We start from the raw sequence: 20,935 nt of genomic DNA, 5'->3' as shown, positions 1-20,935 counted from the left end.
GTTTCTTATTTCTTTTGTTTATTCACTTTACCTTTCGCCCAGCCCTGCGTAATACGGTCCAAGATAATGGCCAAGATAACGACCGCTATACCTCCTTCGAAACCTAAACCTATTTTCATTTGGGTAATTCCTCGCAAGACAATCTCACCCAATCCTCCTGCCGAGATCATGGCCGCTATAACTACCATAGAAAGTGAAAGCATGATCGTTTGATTCACTCCCGTCATGATCGTAGGCAAAGCCAATGGCAATTGCACCTTATAAAGCAACTGAGAGGAAGTAGCGCCAAATGAGCGGGTAGCCTCCACAATATCGGCCGGGACTTGACGGATTCCCAGATCGGTCAGCCGTACAACCGGAGGCATGGCGAAAATCACCGTTGCGAAAGCGCCGGGTACCGGTCCCAAACCAAAAAACAAAACGGCTGGTATCAAGTAGACGAAAGCCGGCATCGTTTGCATCAAATCCAAGACCGGATGGATGATCTTATCCGCCCGATCACTGCGTGCGGTCCAAATTCCCAACGGAACTCCGATCATCAAGGCGATGATGGTAGAAGACAGTACCAAGGCCAAAGTCTGCATCGTTTCCACCCAGAAACCCATTCCGTAAATTAACAATAGACCCAATGCCGTGAACACGCCGACTCCTTTTCCTGCCTTGAACCAAGCCAACAATGCCAAGCCCAAAATCATCACATAAAACGGAATCCAAGTCAGCCCATCTTGAAAAGCATCGATAAATCCTCCGACCCCATCATTTATCACATCAAAAAAACGAGCGAAATGCTCAGTCAGCCAATTAATGGCAATCTCTATATATTTTCCTATATTTATCATAATTCTATCGCATTTTGAACAATTTGATCTATTTCCTCTTTATCCTTCCCCGTCATCTCGATTATAATCGATGAAGTAGAAACCAAGCCAGCCAATTGGTTGGCCTCATTAACGACCGGTAAGGCCTGCCGGATCTCCGGTAACAAAGGAAGCATATCCTCAACCGTCGTGTTTTCCAGAACCGAAGGCACCTCTTTCATCACAATCGATGAGAGATCATGATTCCCCGCTTTCCGAAGAGCCAAGACATCTTTCAAACGAACCTCGCCCAGAAATTGCCTATTCCCATCCACGACCGGCAATACATATAAGTTTTTCTCTTTCATTTTCCTCAACACGGTCTCCGGGCCATCTTTACGGATACGAGCGACAACCGGCTGGGTTATCATAATCGATGAGGCCGTAACGATACGTCCACGATCTACATTTTCCGTAAATCTAGAGACATAATGATTGGCCGGATCTGTCAAGATCTCCTCAGGGGTACCTACTTGCACGACCTCCCCGTCTTTCATAATGGCGATACGATCCCCCAACTTAATCGCCTCGTCAAGATCATGCGTAATAAAGATGATCGTTTTTTGCATCTTCTCTTGTAGTTTCAATAGCTCATCCTGCATCTGTACACGGATCAATGGATCTAAGGCAGAAAAAGCCTCATCCATCAAGAGCACCTCGGGATCATTCGAGATCGCACGGGCCAATCCGACACGTTGCTGCATACCTCCAGACAACTCGCTAACCTTCTGGTTCTCGTATCCTTTTAACCCTACTAGGGCTACACTTTCCACAGCTTTCTGGTCTCTTTCTTTTTTAGGAACCCCTTGTAACTCCAAGCCAAAAGCGATATTACTCAATACCGTGCGATGGGGCAGCAATCCAAAATGCTGGAAAACCATAGCCATTTCCTTACGCCGTATATCCAATAATTCTTTATCCGAGGAAGTCGTTATGTTTTTTCCGTTGATAAAGACTTCTCCCAAAGAGGGTTCGTTCAATCGGTTAATACAACGTAACAGCGTAGATTTTCCACTTCCGGAAAGTCCCATTATCACAAATAACTCCCCTTCCTCAATCTTTAGGTTCGCATTACGTACAGCTACCGTACAACCCGTTTCTTTCAAAATGTTTTGTTTACTTTTTCCCGCTACTAGCATTCTTTTCGCACGCATTTTCTCCGGGCCGAAAAGAATAGATAAATTCTTTATTTCTATTTTCGTCATATAAAATCTTTGATTACAGGTATGATACAAAAAGATTAGGCCATAAGTCCAGAATTTCTTATGGCAAAACATAAACCAAAAGCATATATAAGTTAATGCTTATTATGGAAATTGACTACAACCTAAATCATCTCTTATGTAGACAACCGAATTTCAAAGAGTTTTGTTCACTAGTTTTTCCAACTATTGGGTCTTTTCATAGGTAAAGTGAAAATAAATGTAGAACCAAATCCTTCTTTGGACATCACAGAAATATTACCGCCCATTTTTAATACTAGACCTTTACAAATTGCTAATCCCAATCCGACTCCTTGCTCAAAATCGCTTAATTGCACGAACCGAGCAAAGATATTATCCAATTCATCCTTGGGAATGCCACAGCCTGTATCCGAGACATAAAACTTAACCATTTTCCCCTCAGCCTCAAGCGTATATCCAAACCAGATACTACCTTTCTTGGTATGCTTAACCGCATTCGTCAATAAATTCATGCAAATTTGCCATAATCGATTCCGATCTATATTAAATATAATATCGGAACATGCATCCAAGGTTATTTCCACCCCTTCCGGCTTACGTAATTGTATGGAGTTATATATATCTTTCATAAAGGAGGGTAAATAAATATCCATATAAGTAAACGTCATCATATCAGACTCGATTCTGGAAATATCCAAAACATCATTTACTATACTTAAAAGTAAATCATTGTTCATCTTGATCAAGCTAATATAATTTTGACGCAATTCCAAATCCTCCTCCACTCCTAACAAATCAGAGAAGCCGACAATAGCGTTCAATGGTGTACGGATCTCATGGGTCATATTCGCTAAGAAAGTTGACTTTAGCATATCCGCCTCTTCCGCTTTTTCCTTGGCACGGATCAAGTCTTCCTCAAACTCCAATCGTTCTTGATCATCGATCATACAGCCAACAATCAAATTCGGAAAACCATTCTCATCCTTCTCATGCGTCTTACCGATCACCTCATAGATCCGATAGGTGTTATCATCGTTCTTTAGACGAAAATCTATTTTATATTCATCCAATTTATTCGTACGGATCGTATTGAATAGATAGAAAAAGTCGCCAGAATCGTCCGGGTGACGAAGTTGCGGCAAAGCCTGACAGATGAACTGATTACGTTTCAATAAACTATTGGTCGTGCCATAAAACTGGAAACAACGGTTACAATGTACTTTATCGCAAGACTTAAACCGGCTGAAATTAAAAGAATAAGTCGTAATCTTGCTATTCTGCAAAGCAAGCTCCATCATCATCCGGCTTTCGGACAACTTACTGCTTAACGCCTCATTCGCTTTCTCCTGCTCAACGAGCTCCGATACATTCCGTATATAAATAATCACATACCGGTCATGTACCGGTACCAACCGTAGTTTAAAATAAACGATCGGAGCGTTATGTCCCGGAATCGATAAATCTAAATTCATGATCTCCGACTTATTCAAGCAACTTTGCACGATCGCGGCCACACGACGCTTAGTTTCATCCGGATAAATGAAACCCGGAAGATCATCGATACGCCGATTGATCGACTCCGGCGTTATACAAGTCTCCACAGCATAAGCGATAATCCTCTCTACAACCAGTTGCTTGTTTACCAAAAGGATCGTATCTGGAACCGCTTCCGCCATCTTTTGCGACATGTCCGTCAATTCCTTCAATTCCCGGTCATAACCGGCTGCCTCCTGCCCGACCGCCGGATTACCCGTTAATAATAAGGTATATCCAAGAATCTCTCTATTCTCATTCATTGAGGGGATGATAGAATACGGTACAGGCAAAGAACCGGAAACCACGCTTCCCCCACGCAGATATTGTTTTTGAAGATCGGTCAACAAATCTGTACGAAAAAGATTATTTAATAAGAAGTCCGCTTCATTCGTAAAAGGAAATTTCTCGTTTAAGGACTTATTTATATCAATTAGCGCACCGTTTTTATCATACAGAGCACCTCCCATGGGATAATATGTAAAAAAATCTGTCAGCAAACGCTGTTTTACCTCGGAAACCTCCATATACTTTCTTTATTAACATCAATAAGTTACAAAGAAATAAAATCTTTGAAAATCAGAGAAATTTTAAAGCATAAACTTTAGGTCTATTTCACAAGAAAATCAGTCTCTTTACTAAAAAGCAACAACAAACCTTCACTTACGCTTGTTACTTAACAAACAAATTAATTATAATATGAAAGCATTAATAGGTAAAAAGGCACCGGAATTCCACGCTCCGGCAGTAGTGAATGGCAATGAGATCATCGAGGATTTCTCTTTGGAACAATATGTAGGCAAGAAGTATGTAGTCATGTTTTTCTATCCGATGGACTTTACATTCGTTTGCCCGACAGAATTACATGCCTTCCAACAAAAGTTACAGGAATTCGAAAGACGTAACGTAGCGGTGGTTGGTTGCTCCGTCGATTCTCAATTTTCTCATTTCGCATGGTTAAACCAAGATAAGAATAAAGGAGGTATCCATGGGGTGACTTATCCACTCGTATCCGATTTTTCCAAAACCATCTCTGAAAACTTTGGCGTATTGGCCGCTGATTATATTACGAACGAAAGTGGAGAACTTATCTCCAGAGGAAATCCGGTCGCTTACCGGGGTCTGTTCCTGATTGACAAAGAGGGCTTGATCCGTCATTATGTAATCAACGATTTACCATTAGGCCGTAACGTAGACGAGGCTCTCCGTATGGTCGACGCCTTACAGCACTTCGAAGAATATGGCGAGGTTTGCCCGGCAAATTGGTCCAAAGGAAAAGACGCCATGAAAGCGACAAACGCAGGAGTCTCTAATTATTTAAGCCATCATTGATATATTGCAAGAAAGGGGGCTAGGCCCCCTTTTTTATACTATTGAGACAATCGTTTACACTTTCCCGAGATATGCGAGATATCTAGACGTAAGATATTAGTCCGGTAAAAAGATTTCTCAATATACTTTTCGCCGATCTCCTTAAACGCCGATGAATATTTATTCACGAGTAGCCGCAAGGCATACCGACGCTCTTCTTCCGGCAAATCCAAATGCATCTCTCCAAAAGCGATAGTGCTCTCGTAACCTGTCGTGAATTTTCCCGGAACGATTTGTGTAGCGCCAACTACCGTGAAACTCACTTTCGGGTTTTCTCGTAGACATTCCAGCTTATACCCTTCCGGAGCGCAATGGAAATAAATAGAATCCCCTTCCTTTACATAATTGATCGGGATTCCATACCCATACCCATTTATCCCCGACATGGCCAAAAAACCATATTCCGCCTCCTCCAATAAACGAATTGCCAACTCATTATCCAAAATCCGGTCTTTTCGTCTGATCTCTCTAAACATAGGTCTAATTTATTTATAAACGAGTATAATACACTAATCGTGGCAAATCTAAAAAAAAATAATATACATTTGCGTCATAAAGTTGACACATGATAAATATTATAGATCTATGAGAGCAAGAATAACCTTATTATTATTCGCCATTCTTTACAGTTTCACTTGTCTGGCGCAAACTAATTTTGAAAAACACTTCACGAAGAAAAGTCTCCGGATTGATTTCGCATTGAGTGGAAATTGGGATTTCCAAGCCGCCGCCATACAACAACTCCGGGAAGAACCTGTCTGGGCAAGGCCGGTCAAAAACTTGATCGATCCGTTTGGTTATGGAGGGTATTATATTAATGTATATGATAAAGCCGGTAAAGAGTTGATCTACTCACGAGGATTCAATACGTTATTCGAAGAATGGAGAAGTACAGAGCAAGCGAAGACCGAGACACAATCTTGGACAAATAGCATCTCTATCCCCTATCCGAAAGCTCCTGTCATCATTGAGATTACGGCAAGAGACAAGGCCGACATGCAGTTCCATCCTTTATTGAAACAAGAGATTGATCCGGCCAGTATTTTTATTGACCGGGGGAAACTCAAGGAAAACCGGATCACAAAAATCCAATATAACGGGGATTCCTCCGGGAAAGTAGACCTCGTATTCTTAGCGGAAGGTTATACGGCGGACGAGCAAGAGAAATTTGTAGCTGATGCCAAACGTTTTACGGAGGCATTGTTTAAGACCCCGCCTTATGACACTCGCCGGGAAGATTTCAATGTCTGGGCGGTAGATGCCGTTTCGGAAGAATCGGGAACAGATGTATCCGGTAAAGGTATATTCAAGAATACCGCATTGAATTCCGGTTATTATACGTTTGGGGTAGATCGCTATTTAACCACCCCGGATATGAAGTCTATACGTGACGCCGTATGGAACGCTCCTTGCGACGCAATCTTCATCTTGGTAAACACGGACGCTTACGGTGGTGGCGGTATGTATAATTTTTATGCCATGGGAACCGCCGATAACCCACGTACCCCGGTCGTATTCGTTCACGAGTTCGGACATAGTTTCGCCGGCCTAGCCGATGAATACTTCAGTTCCGAGGTCGCTTATCAAGATTTTTATAATTTGAAGTACGAGCCTTGGGAACCGAACATCACGACCTTGGTTAACTTCGATGCTAAATGGAAAGATCTTCTACCGACTAATACACCGATACCTACCCCATTAGATGACGCCCATAAGGATAAGGCAGGCGTATTCGAGGGAGGCGGTTACATCGCTAAAGGCATTTATCGCCCGATGGATCACTGTATGATGCGTGATTACGCTCCATTCTGTCCAGCTTGTAGCCGGGCGATCTTACAGATGATCGATTACTTCACGGATAAACCGATAAAACATTAAAAGGAAAGAGCGGGTACCCTAATAGCTTTGTTACATCAACTATTAAGATACCCGCCAGCACTAACCTATCAACATTTATTTCATCATCGGAACTTCTATCAAAAGAACTTTAGCGTGCTTCAAGACTTCTATCGTAATGCTATTGGTTTCCCAGAATCCGGCCCCGTCACGCTTAGACAGGATCGTATTACTTACCTCCACCTCTCCGTCGATCACGAATAAATAAACCCCATTATTTTCACTATGTAGCTTATACTCCTTTACTTGACCGGCATCTAGGTTTCCTAAAGAGAACCAAGCGTCTTGGTTGATCGACGCAGGAGCGCTACCATCCGGAGCGATGATCAAGGACAACTTATTCTTTTCCGAAGTAACCGGACGCACGTCATAACTGGCATAATGAGGCTTGGTATTCTCCTCACGGGGAAATACCCATATTTGCAAGAACTCCAATTGTTCATTACCGCTGTCGTTGAACTCACTATGCACGATACCGGTACCGGCGCTCATCACCTGAATATCTCCCGGCGTAATCACCTCGCTATTCTTTATGCTATCCCCATGGCGTAAATATCCCTTTAACGGGATGGAGATAACCTCCATATTCTTATGTGGATGCATATCGAATCCCTCACCCGGCGCCACGGAATCATCATTCAATACACGTAGCATCCCGAAATGAACCCTTTCCGGATTGTAATAATTAGCAAAACTAAACGTGTGATGTGTTTTCAACCAACCGTGATTCGCATACCCTCTGGATTGAGCCTTATCAACTACAACTCTCATATTTTCCTCCTTTTTAAATCTACATTAATAACAAATCCATAACTATAAATGTTGCGTGACGCATATTTCGAACATTTCATGTAAACATGTGATTCATATATGAACAGAAATCGCTACTTTTGCGCAATTAAAAAAACTCATCCTGTAAATATAAAATCTTATGGCAATCTACTTAAACGATGTATCGAGAACATTTGGTGAGTATTTACTTATTCCCGGTTTAACCACCAAAGAATGTATTCCCGCAAACGTTTCATTGAAAACGCCGCTTGTGAAATTCAAGTCTGGCGAGAAATCCGCTATTGAATTAAATATTCCTTTCGTTTCCGCGATCATGCAATCGGTTTCCGGCCCTAAACTGGCAATCGAGTTGGCTCGCAACGGAGGACTTTCCTTCATCTTCGGCTCGCAACCGATCGAGAGCCAAGCGGATATGGTTCGCAAAGTAAAGAAATTCAAGGCCGGATTCGTTATCAGCGACTCTAACCTTACGCCCGAGAATACCTTGGCCGACGTGCTTGAGCTAGTCCGCCGGACAGAACATTCTACGATTGGTGTGACAGATGACGGTACGCCTAACGGCAAATTGCTAGGTATGGTAACCAGTCGCGATTACCGTGAAGGCAAAGACCCGATCGACATGAAGGTGAAAGATTTCATGACCCCGTTCGCTAAACTAATCGTTGGCGAGCTAGGCATGACCTTGAAAGAGGCGAACCAGATTATCTGGGATCATAAGTTGAATACATTGCCAATCATCGACAAGGATCAGAAGCTTCAATACTTCGTATTCCGCAAGGACTACGATAGCCACCGTGAGAATCCGAAAGAGTTATCCGGCGGAGATAAGAAATTATTAGTAGGTGCCGGTATCAACACCCGCGACTATAAGGAACGTGTTCCGGCATTGGTAGAGGCTGGCGTTGACGTATTGTGTATCGACTCTTCCGACGGCTATTCCGAATGGCAGTACGAGACCTTGCACTGGATCAAGGATACCTACGGAGACAAGGTACTGGTTGGTGCCGGAAACGTGGTTGACCAAGATGGTTTCAACTACTTGGCTGACGCCGGAGCGGATTTCATCAAGGTAGGTATCGGTGGTGGTTCCATCTGTATCACCCGTGAGCAGAAAGGTATCGGTCGCGGACAGGCTACCGCCTTGATCGACGTAGCGAAAGCTCGTGACGAGTATTTCAAGAGACACGGCGTTTATATCCCTATCTGTAGCGATGGTGGCTTGGTACACGATTACCATATGGTATTAGCGTTGGCTATGGGTGCCGACTTCCTGATGATGGGCCGTTATTTCGCCCGCTTCGACGAGTCTCCTACGAAGAAGATGAAAATCGGAAACAACTTCGTGAAGGAGTATTGGGGTGAGGGATCTAACCGTGCGAAGAACTGGCAGCGCTATGACATGGGTGGAAACGAGTCCTTGAAATTCGAGGAAGGCGTGGACAGCTATGTACCGTATGCCGGAAAATTGAAAGATAATTTAAACGTAACATTGGGTAAGATGATCGCTACGATGTGTAGCTGCGGTTCCATCTCTATCCAAGAGTTGCAGCAGCATGCCAAGATCACGCTTGTCTCCTCTACAAGTATCGTTGAGGGTGGCGCTCACGACGTGATCCTGAAAGAGCAGAATTAATTACAATATGTATTCTAGTAGAGGCGTGGCACGCTACGTCTCTACTATTTACACATTCAAATAATTTACCATGAAAAATCTATTACTTACAGTTATCCTTTTGTGTTTTTGTTTGCCATTCGTAAAAGCCGCCGATCAAAAGATGATCTTAATCTCGACCAACGAGACGGACTTGATTTTACAAGTAGCCCCCAACGGACGGCTCTACCAAACTTATCTGGGAAATAAATTAGTAAACGAATCCGAATTTGAGAACCTCTCATGGAATATCCAAGCCGGAACGGATGGCAGCGTATCAACCCGTGGATGGGAAGTGTATCCTTGTTCAGGAGCGGAGGATTATTTCGAACCGGCTTTCGCCATCCAGCACAACGATGGGAACATGACCAGTATATTCAAGTATGTTTCCAGCGAATCCAAGAAACTAGACAATAACGTTACGGAGACAATCATCTCCCTGAAAGATGACGTATACCCAGTGGAGGCTAAATTGCATTATGTAACTTTCGCTAAAGAAAACGTCATCAAGGCTTGGACCGAGATTCGTCATATGGAGAAAAAACCGGTCACGATTACCCAATACGCTTCCAATATGCTTTATTTCGAGAGTCCTCGCTATGTATTGACCGAGTTTAGCGGTGACTGGGCCAAGGAAGTACAGATGAGCAGCCAAGACTTGAAATTCGGGAAAAAGATTATCGATACGAAACTAGGCTCCCGTGCCGCCATGCACGCTTACCCGTTTTTTGAGATTGGGTTAGGTGCCCCGGCCAGCGAGAATACAGGAGATGTTTTAATGGGAACGATCGGTTGGACTGGAAACTACCGCTTTACGTTCGAGGTGGACAACGCCGGTAACCTTCGTGTCATCTCCGGCATCAATCCCTATGCGTCCGCCTATGAATTGAAGCCGAACGAATGGTTCGTCACCCCCGAGTTTATCTTTACGTTGAGTAACCAAGGAACCGGAAAAGCCAGTCGTGATATCCATGATTGGGCACGTAATTACCAGATCAAGGATGGTAAAGGCGATCGACTTACCCTACTGAACAACTGGGAATCGACCGGTTTCAATTTCAACGAGAAGAAATTGGAGGAACTAATGAAAGAAGCCAAGCATCTAGGTGTAGATATGTTTTTGCTGGATGATGGTTGGTTCGCTAATAAATACCCTCGTCAAAACGATAAGGCCGGATTGGGCGATTGGGAGGTTACACACGATAAGTTGCCGAACGGCATTCCTCATCTGGTGCAGACCGCTAAAGAGGCCGGCGTGAAATTCGGTATCTGGATCGAGCCGGAGATGGTAAACCCCAAGAGCGAACTTTTCGAGAAACACCCGGATTGGGCGATCCATCTACCGAATCGTGAGACTTATTACTACCGCAATCAACTTGTCTTGGACTTAAGTAACCCGAAAGTACAGGATTACGTATTCAGCGTAGTGGATAATATCATGATCGAGAATCCGGATCTGGCTTTCTTCAAATGGGATTGCAACAGCCCGATTACCAATGTCTATTCTCCTTACCTCAAGGAGAAACAGAATCAATTATATATTGATCATGTACGAGGAGTCTATAACGTATTCAAACGGGTAGCCGAAAAATACCCTCACCTACCAATCATGCTTTGTTCCGGAGGTGGAGCCCGCTGTGATTACGAGGCATTGAAATACTTCACGGAATTCTGGTGCAGCGACAACACCGATCCGATCGAGCGTTTGTATATCCAATGGGGATTCTCCCAGTTTTTCCCGGCAAAGGCAATGTGTGCCCACGTGACTAGCTGGAACAAGAATACCTCCATCAAGTTCCGTACCGACGTGGCCATGATGTGTAAGATGGGCTTCGATATCAGCTTGAAGGAAATGAACGAAGACGAGATGAAATACTGCCAAGAAGCAGTTGCCAACTACAAACGTCTAAAGGGCACGATCCTCGACGGCGATCTCTACCGTCTTGTTTCCCCCTACGAGACCAACCATTCATCCGTGATGTACGTGGATAAGGCAAAAAGCAAATCCGTCCTATTCGCTTATGATATCCACCCTCGCTTCGGAGAAAAGACTTTCCCCGTAAAGCTACAAGGATTGGACCCGAATAAGAAATATAAGGTACAAGAGATAAACCTCATGCCGGGCCAGAAATCGACCTTGGTTACCGACGGAGGTACCTTCAGCGGAGATTTCTTGATGAAAATAGGAATGAACGTGTTCTCTACGGCTCATGCCCGTAGCAAGGTCATAGAGCTGACCGAGGTTCATTAACTGTCAATTGTCAACTATCAACAGTCAGCTAAACATGGACATTATCCACGAAATAACCCCACTATCGGAAAAGGATTGCTTCTACATCGTAGACCGACGTAAGACAGAATTTACCTATCCGATCCATTGCCACTTGGAGTACGAGCTCAATTTCATTGAGCACGCTCCGGGGGTAAGGCGTGTGGTCGGTGATTCCGCGGAAGTGATCGGAGAATACGAGTTAGTATTGATAACCGGGAAAGAACTGGAGCATGTCTGGGAGCAGAACGCATGTAAATCGCCTCTGATCCATGAGATCACGATCCAGTTCTCTCCCAATCTCTTCGGGAATAATATATTGGAGAAAAACCAATTCAACAGTATCCGGAAAATGTTGGAGAAAGCTCAATGCGGCATCAGTTTCCCGATGTCTTCCATCTTGAAGGTTTACCATTTACTGGAAAAGCTGGTTTCCGAGGAGCAAAGTTTTTATGCGGTCATCAACTTCTTGACCATCTTGTATGAGCTTTCCATCGAAGAGGACTACAAAGTATTGGCTAGTTCCTCGTTCGCTAAAATAACGGATATACATTCCGAGAGTCGTCGTATCCAAAAAGTACAAAATTACATCAACGAGCGATACCAACAGGATATCCGCCTGAACCTACTGGCTGAACTCGTAGGTATGGCCCCTTCCGCTTTCAGCCGTTTCTTCAAGTTGAGGACCGGGAAGACCCTCTCCGACTATATCCACCGATATCCGTATCGGTTACGCCGCCCGCATGCTGGTGGACACGCAACGATCCATCGCGGAGATTTGTTATGACTGCGGCTTCAATAACCTCTCGAACTTCAACCGTATCTTTAAGAAAAAGAAAAACTGCTCTCCCAAAGAGTTCCGGGATAACTACAAAAAGACAAAAATCATTGTATAAGAGACCTTTTTAACAGGGATAAATACATATCCCCCCCTATTTCTATACAAAATCCCCCCTTCTCTTTTCCTTCACACATCTATCTTTGCGACCAGTCACAAAGGCTTTCATGCCTACGGCTACCCCATCGATGTGTTAAAAATACACTCCGGCAAAAAAGTATTATTCTTGGATAAAATAGTATTTGAACGCACTTGGGATCCGACGTAATTTTGCGACAGAAATTAACAATACATATTAACAACAAAAAACAATTGCCTATGAGGAAGGACCGAGAATCTAATGTTTTTAGCAGTTAACCGCTAATGACCCTATTGAGTAAATGAATTTTAGTTTAGCCTTATATGATTTAATGTAAAAAATAATGAATTCAACAATTAAGAAAACGACGCTGTTTTTAGGCGCATGTATGGCCTTCCAGCTAGGTGGCATACCACAAATGTTAGCCGCCCCTAGTACTTCGATGGAAGTCATGCAACAAACAAAAAGAATCACTGGTACCGTGAAAGACGCAACAGGAATGGAAGTCATCGGTGCCAATGTTATCGTAAAGGGAACGACAAACGGAGTGATAACCGATTTGGATGGTAAGTTCAGCTTAGAGGCCGCCCCCGGCTCTATCATAGAGATCTCCTACATCGGTTATATGACCCAAGAGATTCCCGTAACCGCCCAAACATCCGACTTACAGATCACCTTGAAAGAGGACTCACAGAGTTTGGACGAGGTAGTGGTAGTAGGTTATGGTGTACAAAAGAAAAAGTTGGTGACAGGTGCGACCGTAGAGGTAAAAGGCGATGAAGTCGCTAAACGTAATACGATCAGCCCACTAAGCGCATTACAGAATCAAAGCCCGGGTGTCAATATCGTGGCTTCTTCCGGTCAGCCGGGTGACGGATTTAAAGTAAACATCCGTGGTGCCGGTACGAATGGAGATACGGCTCCTATCTATGTTATTGATGGTGTGGCCGGTGGCGATATCAATTCCTTGAACCCTGCCGATATCGAGCGTATCGACGTATTAAAGGATGCCGCTTCCTCCGCCATCTATGGTGCCCGCGCGGCGAATGGTGTTATCTTGGTTACCACAAAACAAGGTAAAGAAGGAAAAGTGCAAGTATCCTATGACGGCAACATCGGTTGGCAGAATGTAGTAAAGATGCCGGATATGCTTACCGCCAAAGAATACATGGCCGTTCAAGACCAGATCAACTTCAACGCCGGCGTATCGCCCTTCAATTGGTCACAATACCTAGACGCAGATTTACTGGAATCCTATCAAAACGGTTCCAACCCGGGTACGAACTGGCTGGAGTTACTTCGCAACAAGAACGCAATAACCACATCTCACTCCGTGAACGTGACCGGAGGTTCAGAGCTCTCCAAGTTCTCTACTGGCGTAGGTTATCAGTATCAAGACGGTATTTTCGGTGGTCCGGTTAAATCCGACTACAGCCGCTTCACCATTCGTTTAAATTCCGAGCATATCCTTTGGAAAAACAAGGATCTGGATATCATAAAATTCGGTGAGAACGTATATTACCAACACACATCCAACCAAGGTATCCAAATCGGTAACCAATACTCCAACAGCATCTATAGCATGATGGGAGCCAATCCATTGGTTCCATTATACAATAGCCAAGGAGAGTTATTCGACTACGACGACTTGATCGTGCAAGGATCCGGATCAATGGGTTTACTCGGGCTCAACCAATACATCAATAACCCGATGAACACCTTGTTAAATACCACCAGTGGCAATAATAAAAGCCGGAACCACAATCTTAGCGCCATCGGTTATATAGAGATACAGCCGTTAAAGGATTTGAAGTATAAAGGCCAAGTCTACTACAAACAGAACTCCAGCCTCTACAAAGCATACAACGGCATCTATAAAAATAATAACAACGACCAGAATACGGATGATTATCTGGACGAGAATATGACCATCGGTTGGAATTGGGGTATGACACATACATTGAGCTATGCTTTCGACGTAAAGGAGAATCATTTCGACGTATTGGTCGGTACAGAGTATTCCAGAGAAGGTAATAATATGTCGGAAACCATCGAAGGACACGCCACGACCAGCATCTTCGGAGATTTCTCGCATGCTTACTTCAACAACTTCTCCGGTCGTACCGCTGGTATAGTGGGAGGATATCCCGTGGATGATCACTCCATCCTATCCTATTTCGGCCGTATCAACTACGACCTCAAGGAAACTTATATGTTTAGCGCGATTGTCCGTGCCGATGGTTCCTCCAATTTCTCCAGCGGTCATCGCTGGGGTTACTTCCCCTCATTCTCCGCAGGTTGGGTGATGAGTAACGAGAGCTGGATGGAAAACACGAAAAACTGGATGGATTTCTTGAAGGTTCGCGCCAGTTGGGGACAAAATGGTAACGAGAATATTGGAGCGTACAAATACGCCTCCACATACGCGTTCGGTGATTTAGGACTTTATTCCTTCAATAATAATAAAAACGGAGGAACCCAAGGCGCTTACCCCTCTTTGTTACCCAATAACGAGATTACATGGGAAACATCGGAGCAGACGAACGTAGGTTTAGACGCACGCTTCTTGAACGGCCGGTTAAACGCAAACTTCGATTGGTATAGTAAGAAAACAAAAGATTTGCTGATCGACGTACCCGTATCTTCAATCAACGGTTTCTCTTCCATGGTCGCAAATGCCGGTACAGTTAAGAACACGGGTATCGAGCTTGCCTTAAATTGGAGGGATGAGGTAGGCTCAGACTTTAGCTATGGCATCGGCTTGAACCTCGCGCATAACAAGAATGAGGTAACAGAAGTTAATAACGGTACTCATTACGTAAATGGAGGTAACGCTCTTCTGTCCGAGGGAACCACCTATATGGCCCGTATGGAAGAAGGACATCCTATCGGTTACTTCTGGGGCTATAAGACCGATGGCGTGATGCAAAATCAAGCGGATATACAGGCCTATCTTGACCAGAATTGCGGTGGGGATGCCTCTAACTCCCTGCAAGGCACCTCGATAGCCCCGGGTGACTTGAAATTTGTCGATGTCAATGGCGATGGTGTGATCAACGACAGCGATAAGACGGAGATCGGTAATCCTCATCCAGACCTCACGATGGGCTTGAATCTAGATTTTAGCTGGAAAGGCTTTGACTTGAACATCTCCACTTACGGAGCGTTCGGCATGCAGGTTGCCCACACGTATCGTAAGTTTGGTAACGGACAGTTCGATAACTATAGCAGCAACGTCTACAATTACTGGCATGGCGAGGGAACATCCAACCGATACCCGATCCTGTTGCCCGGTAACACCGTGAACCATATCAACATTTCCGATATTTACGTGGACGACGCAGACTATTTCCGTATCCAAAACGTAACCCTAGGCTACGACATCAAACGTCTATGGAAAAGTTGCAAATTCCAGCAGCTTCGCTTGTATGTCTCCGCCCAAAACCTCTTTACCTTCACAGGTTATAAAGGAATGGATCCAGAGTGCGGAACCGCTCTCAACGATAAAGAGAGCTGGGTAACGGGCGTGGATGTAGGTAACTACCCCCAAGCGAGAACCTATATGGTAGGAGTTAATGTCAAATTCTAATAATTGATTATCAAGATGAAAAAAACAATATATTTAATCGGTATCGCGGCCTCGATCATGGGGGGAATCACCTCTTGTACGCTGGATGCCGAGGATTACGTAACAAAAAGTAGCGAGAACTTTCCCGCTACGACCGAGGATGCCACACAAGCGTTAGCCGGTATCTATCAGAACTTGAACCAAGTGTCCGCCACACCTGAGTGCTCTTTCCTTTATGCCGCTATGCTGGCCAGCGACGATTGTCTAGGGGGCGGAGGTCCAAACGACTTGCATATGCAATCTCTGGATATGTTGCTGAACTCCAAGCAAGACATGACCCAACAATTCTGGAAAGACCGTTACCAAGGTATTAACCGTGCGAACTCCTTGCTGGATGGTATTGAAAATATCCAACTGGCAGAATCCGACAAGAACCAGATAGAGGGAGAAGCGAAATTCCTACGCGCTTTCTATTATTACGAGCTGGCCTCCATGTACGGTCGTGTTCCTCTCACTATCACCTCACAATCCGTTGAGCCAAGCCAACCGACCGCCGCTGAGCTATGGGGACAAATCCTACAAGACCTGCGTGATGCAGCGGAAATTATGCCCGCCACTCGCAAGACGGACGGACATGTCGATAAATACACCGCCGAAGCCATGTTGGGCCGTGCTTGGTTATTCTATACAGGCATGTATTGCAATGGCGAGGATTTGGCCGCGCTTACCAGCACCACTTACTCACCGTTGACTTCCGTGGCTTTGCCCGACGGTTCCACACTGACGAAAGACCAAGTGATCGGCTACATCGACGATTGCGTGAACAATTCTGGTTACTCGCTGGTCACGTCGGACTTCCGCAACCTTTGGGCCTATACAAACCGGTTTACGGTAGAAGATTACGACTATACCACCGGACAGGGCCTGAAATGGGTGGAAGATGACAACGCCGTGAATCCGGAGACTTTGTTCGCTATCAAATACAACAAATTAGCCGACTGGAGCACAAGCATTGGTTACGCGAATAACTTCGCCCTACACTTCGGCGTACGCGGCATGGCAGGCGTGGCCGAGTCCTTCCCCTTCGGGCAAGGCTGGGGAGCAGGACCCGCCGCCCCGAACCTCGTAAGCGATTGGAAAAGTTCCGAGCCTAACGACAAACGCCGTGACGCCTCCATTTCGGATTGCGCCGCTTGGACCGAGCAAGGATGGGCATTCGGCGGCGGTGGTGAGTTTATCCAAGAGACCGGATACCTCTCCAAGAAGTGGCTCCCTGTTGCCGCTAAAAATGGAGACACGTACTCCGTATGCTTCGAGAACCTAATGTACGGGACTGACGGCTGGGCACAGGGTTCCGAGAATTTACAGCTGAACAATATCCACGACCTTGTGCTTATCCGTTTCGCCGATGTATTACTAATGCAATCCGAGCTGAAAGAGAACACGGACGGAATCAACCGGGTTCGAGAGAGAGCAGGCTTGAGCCCCATCTCGTCTTACTCACTCCAAGCCCTGCAAAACGAACGTCGTTGGGAACTCGCTTTTGAGAGTATCCGCTGGAATGATATCCGTCGCTGGCACATAGCCGCCGCCGCATTGGAAAAGCAGACCAACGTGAAGATATACACCAATGGCCAAGAGGACTCTAACAAAGCCCACGGAGGTGGCTACGCCACACGATATAACGCTACCGCCGGATTCTTCAAGATACCGGAGAGCGAGGTGGATATGTCGAACGGCAGCATCACCCAGAACGCCGGTTGGGAAGGTTCAGACAGCCAATATAACCGATGGTAAAAACGATTTCAATAAGGTCAAACTTTTAATTAGAAAATCATGAAGAAATATAGTATAGTTATCTCACTTTTCGCGATGCTCCTCACCGCCTGCGATCCTACGGTAGAGGAAGAAGGCTCCATAGCAGCGAGTATGACTGAAGCGCAATTGGAACAGGCCGCTACCCTAATGCAAACGGTAGAAGGTCAAAACAAATTTACATACGCTACAAATCCATCCACGACCGTACAGATACTTGATCCCTCAGGAAATATCCTGACCACTGGAACAAGTGGATCGTTTGACTTAACTCCCGGTGGAGAGGAGTCTCAAACGTTCACGATTCGTACCATAAATCAAGATGGCAGCATCACCTCTTTTCAAAAGACTTTCAGCATCACGACTTACGTAGATGTAGACCCGGCATGGGCATATCTCTGTGGAGATGGAGAGAAGGTTTGGACATACGATTCCGAGGTTTTAGGAGGCTGTTGGGGTAACCTTGGTTATAAAGCCGCTTCTAACGCAGAAGACTTCATTACGAACAAGAACGGCATCTGGTGGACTTGCGCACCCGCAGATCTTACCGGACAATTAGAGGGTCTAAAAGTTCCAGCTACAGGCGAGGAAACTCCGGACGCTTACATGACCTTCATCCTGAGCGGCAAGAAAATCGTGAAGAACACGGGATCCCAAACGATCAACGAAGGAACTTTCTCCTTTGATATGACGGCCAGTGATTCTTGGGAAATCGGCAAGCTATACACACCGAGGGAGCAATCTTATTCCCTTACATGATCAATGGAAACGGTTATAAACCGACAGAGTTCGATATCATGCTTCTGAACGACAAGAACCTTGTTTTAACCTACGCCGCCTCCGGTACGGCACAATGGGGTGAGGCTACTTTCTGGGCCTTCAAGGCGAAGGAATAAACTAATAATTTAGGGAATAAGGATCCCCCTATTCCCTAGTTATTCATGCATAAAATAAAAAGGAGGCGGGCCATACATAAGGTATCCGCCTCTTTTTATATCATGTCCACTCTCCAGCAAATATCCTTCCGTCAACCCAACCGGTCTCTCGCCATCTTTTTGATTTCCATAGAGCATTTACCTTGACACACCTATTTTCCAAACCTAGCAAACTAGCGAGAAAGAGGTAGCAAGAAGTGCCCCTTTTTGTTAAAATAGAGCGTTTTTCACACACGATAGGTGGCGGAAGCCTACGCAACTGGTCGTGTTAGGCTACGCCAATACTGCCGTTGGGCATCGTAAGTAGTCAAGAATAGGGTTATGAGTCGTCGCAAATGGGCATTCTTACCCTGTTATAACCCTATTGTAGCACCGTTTTTCTTCCCTTCCTGCCCTCAAAACATGAAATACGATGAATAAATCCCGCTAGAATAAAAGGCCGTTTTCCAGCATTGCCCTATCAACCAATCGATTGTCGCTTTTTTCTTTCGTTTTCGGGAGCATACCGCACCTTTGCCCGAAAGAATCGATTCTCCGGGACTTAAATTTACAAACTGTCACTTTGCTAAAAGATGCCAGACAAGGAGATGTCAAGTATCCGTGAAAGATGATACATCTTACAACGGTAAGATCATACATCTTACGGCGATAAGATGCTACAACTGTACCTTACTGAAAATAAGTTCGTGCATTAAACTCCATAATCGGACGTTTTAAACTGAATAACGTCGCAAATATCGCAGCGTTTCTCCTGTTCTAATGTCGCATCAAGTACTTAAAATATGTATATACACGAAAGAGATAATTGGACATCATTCAGATAGGACGTTTCCGAGCTTACCGCACTCCTTGAAGAGGTGGGGCGTAAACGAGGAATGCTGTATGGCAGACTTGCCTCACACCATCCCCAACGTCTCAAACATCCCCCGGTAAACGGCGGCCTTCTCCTCCAACGGCCTCGGATAAGCTCTAGAGGATGAAGGCATACGGAACAGCCTCATCGTCCTTCCCATACAAGAAAATTCCGACGAAAAGCCCACTTTCGGCTCCTCCGTGCCGGGCAATACGGAGAGGAGGGTATCCATCGCTTTCTGCCCGGTTACCACGATCGCCACGCATTCCGGTATCTGGGACAAGACCTTCTCCGGATCGATCGGCCGTACCACCTCAAGGAACTTATCGGAGGCGTTCGCTTTCAAGCGGATCACCTCCATGGCGGTATCACCGATCCCGATCCCCCTCTCCCGGCAGAAAGCCTTCGCCTTCTCCTCGCTGAACGCCTTCTTGTCTCGCAGGAACGCATCCTTGTTCCCATAGAAAATCAAGCCAAGGATGCGCCACATATCATTCTGGATATTCGGGTAGTAAAAATCCATGCTCCAACGAGCTTTTGGAGGCGGGAAACTTCCCAGCATCAGCAATCTCGTATTCTCCGGGAGGAAGAAACCTAGCGGATGCAGCTCGGTGGTCATGCTTCCTTGCTCTTTTTGAGTTCCTTCTTCTGATCCTCTTTCGCCAGAAGCACGACGTTATACACGAAGTCCGTGATCCATTGCTCGGAGTAGCCTAGTTTCTCGGCATACTTACGCACGCTCCACGCGGCCTTCTGCACGCTGATATCCTTCCACTCGGACTTGGTCAAGATATCGTGAACCGTCTTCGTCGTCATATTATACAGCAACTTCTTCACCAGCATGGAGAAGCGGAACTTCCACTGCATCAGATTGCCAAGCAAGTTGAACAAGTCATTGCAGAAACCTTGGAACATGAAGAAATACGTCTTGATATCGTTCTGGTTCTTGCAGTTCTTCTTCACCGAGCTGTCGATCTCCTTGAAGAAAGCCTCGCTTAGGCCGTAATCCTCCATCAACACCTTGCGCACACGGGATTTCTCGGCGACACCCAATTTGTTATTCTGGGTCGGTATCTTCAACATGCGTTTGAACAAAGCCATATCGGCGAGCATGTTCAAGTTGGTGATACCCAAGTTCACGGCCATAACGGCTTGATAATATACACGGATTAAAGATACGAACTCCTCCACGGAACCTTTGCCGGCCTCTTCCGCCTCAGATACGTTCTTCTTGAATAGCTTAGAAATAAAATTCATCGTACGATTATTAAATAGTTTCGAGCCGCGAATATAC

At 45.2% G+C, this 20,935-nt stretch carries 15 protein-coding genes and 1 pseudogene; 9 read left to right on the top strand and 7 right to left on the bottom strand.

Annotated elements, in window-relative coordinates:
* Positions 1-5: 5 nt before the first annotated feature.
* The 3 genes from BHV83_RS02190 to BHV83_RS02180 all read right to left on the bottom strand — a co-directional run bounded on the left by BHV83_RS02190 (position 6) and on the right by BHV83_RS02180 (position 4,101).
* Positions 6-839 (bottom strand): ABC transporter permease, encoded by an 834-nt coding sequence (locus BHV83_RS02190; protein WP_005865644.1) that lies wholly within the window; start codon positions 837-839, stop codon positions 6-8.
* Entirely contained in the window at positions 836-2,062 is a 1,227-nt protein-coding gene (locus BHV83_RS02185) for a quaternary amine ABC transporter ATP-binding protein (protein WP_005865641.1), read from the bottom strand. Before BHV83_RS02185 ends, BHV83_RS02190 begins: the two co-directional genes overlap by 4 nt.
* A gap of 170 nt (positions 2,063-2,232) precedes the next feature.
* Positions 2,233-4,101, bottom strand: a complete 1,869-nt coding sequence (locus tag BHV83_RS02180) for a sensor histidine kinase (protein WP_286755948.1) — start codon at positions 4,099-4,101, stop codon at positions 2,233-2,235.
* A gap of 172 nt (positions 4,102-4,273) precedes the next feature.
* On the opposite strand from BHV83_RS02180, the gene BHV83_RS02175 reads away from it, so the two are divergent.
* Positions 4,274-4,906, top strand: a complete 633-nt coding sequence (locus BHV83_RS02175) for a peroxiredoxin (protein ID WP_008774437.1) — start codon at positions 4,274-4,276, stop codon at positions 4,904-4,906.
* A gap of 38 nt (positions 4,907-4,944) precedes the next feature.
* On the opposite strand, the gene BHV83_RS02170 is transcribed toward BHV83_RS02175, so the two are convergent.
* Complete coding sequence (locus BHV83_RS02170) at positions 4,945-5,421, bottom strand: pyridoxamine 5'-phosphate oxidase family protein (protein ID WP_009018635.1); 477 nt, start codon at positions 5,419-5,421, stop codon at positions 4,945-4,947.
* A 109-nt stretch (positions 5,422-5,530) separates the two neighbouring features.
* On the opposite strand from BHV83_RS02170, the gene BHV83_RS02165 reads away from it, so the two are divergent.
* Complete coding sequence (locus BHV83_RS02165; RefSeq protein ID WP_286755944.1) at positions 5,531-6,823, top strand: M64 family metallopeptidase; 1,293 nt, start codon at positions 5,531-5,533, stop codon at positions 6,821-6,823.
* A 75-nt stretch (positions 6,824-6,898) separates the two neighbouring features.
* On the opposite strand, the gene BHV83_RS02160 is transcribed toward BHV83_RS02165, so the two are convergent.
* Positions 6,899-7,612 (bottom strand): pirin family protein, encoded by a 714-nt coding sequence (locus tag BHV83_RS02160; RefSeq protein ID WP_122370075.1) that lies wholly within the window; start codon positions 7,610-7,612, stop codon positions 6,899-6,901.
* A gap of 160 nt (positions 7,613-7,772) precedes the next feature.
* Here BHV83_RS02160 and BHV83_RS02155 point away from each other — a divergent pair, with 160 nt between their 5' ends.
* From BHV83_RS02155 to BHV83_RS02125, 7 genes and pseudogenes are all read left to right on the top strand, one after another.
* Positions 7,773-9,266: an IMP dehydrogenase gene (locus BHV83_RS02155; protein WP_005855263.1), complete on the top strand. Its 1,494-nt coding sequence runs from the start codon at positions 7,773-7,775 to the stop codon at positions 9,264-9,266.
* 70 nt (positions 9,267-9,336) lie between these two features.
* A complete protein-coding gene (locus BHV83_RS02150; protein ID WP_286755941.1) occupies positions 9,337-11,535 on the top strand; it encodes an alpha-galactosidase in 2,199 nt (732 codons plus the stop codon).
* Between the two features lie 34 nt (positions 11,536-11,569).
* A pseudogene (locus BHV83_RS02145) lies at positions 11,570-12,449 on the top strand (AraC family transcriptional regulator).
* Positions 12,450-12,813: 364 nt separating this feature from the next.
* On the top strand, positions 12,814-16,059 hold the full coding sequence (locus BHV83_RS02140; RefSeq protein WP_286755940.1) for a SusC/RagA family TonB-linked outer membrane protein: 3,246 nt from the start codon (positions 12,814-12,816) through the stop codon (positions 16,057-16,059).
* 15 nt (positions 16,060-16,074) lie between these two features.
* Positions 16,075-17,835, top strand: coding sequence for a RagB/SusD family nutrient uptake outer membrane protein (locus BHV83_RS02135; RefSeq protein WP_005865626.1), 1,761 nt, complete (start codon positions 16,075-16,077; stop codon positions 17,833-17,835).
* 39 nt (positions 17,836-17,874) lie between these two features.
* Positions 17,875-18,612 (top strand): hypothetical protein, encoded by a 738-nt coding sequence (locus BHV83_RS02130; protein WP_286755936.1) that lies wholly within the window; start codon positions 17,875-17,877, stop codon positions 18,610-18,612.
* The gene (locus BHV83_RS02125) at positions 18,609-18,749 is read left to right on the top strand and encodes a hypothetical protein (RefSeq protein ID WP_286755934.1); all 141 of its coding nucleotides are present in this window, start codon (positions 18,609-18,611) and stop codon (positions 18,747-18,749) included. The genes BHV83_RS02130 and BHV83_RS02125 overlap by 4 nt, the downstream gene beginning before the upstream one ends.
* Before the next feature lie 935 nt (positions 18,750-19,684).
* On the opposite strand, the gene BHV83_RS02120 is transcribed toward BHV83_RS02125, so the two are convergent.
* Both BHV83_RS02120 and BHV83_RS02115 read right to left on the bottom strand, forming a co-directional pair.
* Positions 19,685-20,260 carry a uracil-DNA glycosylase family protein gene (locus BHV83_RS02120; RefSeq protein WP_259009203.1) on the bottom strand — a complete coding sequence of 192 codons (576 nt, stop codon included), beginning with the start codon at positions 20,258-20,260 and terminating at the stop codon, positions 19,685-19,687.
* The gene (locus BHV83_RS02115) at positions 20,257-20,898 is read right to left on the bottom strand and encodes a DUF8491 family protein (RefSeq protein ID WP_008774447.1); all 642 of its coding nucleotides are present in this window, start codon (positions 20,896-20,898) and stop codon (positions 20,257-20,259) included. Before BHV83_RS02115 ends, BHV83_RS02120 begins: the two co-directional genes overlap by 4 nt.
* Positions 20,899-20,935 lie beyond the last annotated feature (37 nt).

The sequence above is a fragment of the Parabacteroides sp. merdae-related_45_40 genome, assembly GCF_001915675.1.
This window is presented reverse-complemented; position numbering and strand designations above follow the sequence as displayed.